General features: G+C 61.3%; 3 protein-coding genes and 1 pseudogene. All 4 read right to left on the bottom strand.

Going from position 1 to position 2,133, the window contains the following annotated elements:
• Positions 1-250 (bottom strand): annotated as a pseudogene (locus tag AC1DWI_RS20675) (hypothetical protein); the annotation flags it as partial.
• A 50-nt stretch (positions 251-300) separates the two neighbouring features.
• Complete coding sequence (locus tag AC1DWI_RS20670; RefSeq protein WP_477668004.1) at positions 301-702, bottom strand: hypothetical protein; 402 nt, start codon at positions 700-702, stop codon at positions 301-303.
• 52 nt (positions 703-754) lie between these two features.
• Entirely contained in the window at positions 755-1,276 is a 522-nt protein-coding gene (locus AC1DWI_RS20665; protein WP_477668003.1) for a thiol-disulfide oxidoreductase DCC family protein, read from the bottom strand.
• 78 nt (positions 1,277-1,354) lie between these two features.
• Positions 1,355-1,927 (bottom strand): GbsR/MarR family transcriptional regulator, encoded by a 573-nt coding sequence (locus AC1DWI_RS20660; protein ID WP_457280000.1) that lies wholly within the window; start codon positions 1,925-1,927, stop codon positions 1,355-1,357.
• Between the last annotated feature and the right edge of the window lie 206 nt (positions 1,928-2,133).

Genomic DNA, 2,133 nt, shown 5'->3' with positions numbered 1-2,133 from the left:
GTACGGCGCCGGTGGACGGCAGCGCCAGCCGCTTCAGCACTTCCAGGTTCATGCGTTCGAGCATCGCTTCGCGGGCCAGAGGGTTGACCTGCCACGACCAGTAGCCGAAGTGCATGTTCATGCCGGGGCTCCAGGCACGGTAGTCATCGGCCACGGCGTTGTAGTAGGACCGGATATCCGCCAGCCTTGCTTCCTGGCCCTTGCCCTTTGGCATATCGGCGCGGCGCGCAACAGGTGTTGTGGTGAGCATTCTTCTTCTCCTTCTGTGCTGCTTCGACCCGTGAATACTTTCGACTTTTTTTAGCGTGCGTCTACAGCCGCAGGTACGGCCGGCGCGGCGCTGCCGGCAGCCGACACATGGGCGGCCAGCTCCTGCGCGGCTATCCACTGCCGGACCTGCGTCCAGACATTGCGCGCGATGATGGCGACGGTGACAAACACCCCGGCCATTACCAGCCAGAGCGATCGCCGCACCGCGTCAATGACGTCGTTCCTGTCATTGAATTCACCAAAGGTCAGCATCAGCAACAGCGTGCCGGACACCGCCAGCAGGTAGGCGCAGCGTATCCAGAACTCGGCCCCGCCGTCGGCGTCGCACAGCATGCGCAGCACCTTGTAGAGGATGGGCTTGAGGTAAGTGATCGCAACGACCGGGCCGACCAGCGCGATCAGCAGGGAGACAAAAAACAGGTTGGCACTCATGATGATTTCCTTTCGTTTGCTCGGATGGTTGGGTGAGTGGTGATGGAACGGCTTAGCGTGAGCAGCTTTCGGCGTCGCAGCGCGCCAGGACCGAGCGCTCGGCCGCGCGCCGCACCGCGCCTTCAAACAGCAGGCGCACAAAGCCGCGCGGGATGCGGTGGCGGTTGCGTGCCAGCACCGGGTAGCCCCATTCGGCCAGCGGGCGCAGCACGGGCATGCGCATGGCAGAGCTGACCCAGCCCAGGCCGACGGCTTCGTAAGCCAGCCGGAACACCTCGACGCCCTTGAGCACGCGGCCGTCCGCAGTGCGTGCATGGATGAGGTCCAGCAGGTCTTGCATCGTGGCGCCGGCGGGCACGTCGGTGAAGTCGGGGGCCGAGACATCGGCAAAGCGCAGATGCCCTTGGGTGTCACGCAGCATGAGGTTGCTCATTTCTGCATTGCAGAGCGGGCAGGCGGATTCGTAGAACAGGGTCAGCGGATAAATCGTGGGATCCAGCCCGGCCTTGAAGCTGTCGTAACGGGTGTTGCCCAGGTCGGGAACACTGCAGGTGGTTATGCGGGCGCCTGTCATATTTCTCTCCTTTAGAAATTTCAGTACAAACAGAAATCAATAGTCAAAAAAAGGGCCAAAGCTGGCCGGGTTTTTCAATCAAAAAGTAGGCGGCAAAAGTTCAGAAGGATCCATGAGTTTCGCGTCGCTGTCGCCCCGCACGAATTTCTGCACGCTGGCGCCCATGCGCAGCACTTTCTCCAGCGTGGTGGGTGACAGCCGCAGCATCTCGTCGGCCCACAAGCCCAGGGATTCCATCAGGCGCAGCGTTTCCCGTACCCGGTCCTGGGCATCGGCGGACTCGGCCTCAAAGCCGTCTTCCTTCACCAGCTCGCGCAGCATGCGCACGGTCGGGTCGAACTCGCGCTCCTTGCGCTCGCGCACCACGGTGCGAAAGAGTTCCCAGACGTCGAGCGAGGTTTCGTAATAGTCGCGCCTGTCGCCCAATACATGGGTGGCACGGATCAGGTTCCAGTTGAGCAGTTCCTTGAGGCTGGTGCTGACATTGGAGCGCGCTACCTCCAGCGTATCGGCGATGTCTTCGGCATGCAGCGGGCGGCCGTGGAAGAAAAGCAGGGCGTGGATTTGTGAAACGGTGCGGTTCACGCCCCAGGCTGTGCCCATTTCTCCCCAGTGGACGACGAATTTGCGGGCGACGGGGCTGAGTTCCATAGCCCTGAATATACGCTGTCTGAAATTTCTGTCAAGACAGAAATAAAAGATTCCGAAAAGAAACAACAGCAAAGGCCCAAGCCCGAAAATACGGCGTATGACAGACATCAAGACCTACGGCATGTCCGAGCGGGCCGACCATCTCGACTTCGACATCCGGTCCCAGCTGGTGCGGCCGCCGCTGGTGCGCCCGCACCGGCATGAGT

The sequence above is a fragment of the Polaromonas sp. P3_C2 genome (assembly GCF_056402675.1).
This window is presented reverse-complemented; position numbering and strand designations above follow the sequence as displayed.

What these genes read in the sequence shown, in the direction of transcription:
- AC1DWI_RS20670 (WP_477668004.1), bottom strand. Translation starts at nt 702, where the DNA reads ATGAGTGCCAACCTGTTTTTTGTCTCCCTGCTGATCGCGCTGGTCGGC.
- AC1DWI_RS20660 (WP_457280000.1), bottom strand. Translation starts at nt 1,927, where the DNA reads ATGGAACTCAGCCCCGTCGCCCGCAAATTCGTCGTCCACTGGGGAGAA.
- AC1DWI_RS20665 (WP_477668003.1), bottom strand. Translation starts at nt 1,276, where the DNA reads ATGACAGGCGCCCGCATAACCACCTGCAGTGTTCCCGACCTGGGCAAC.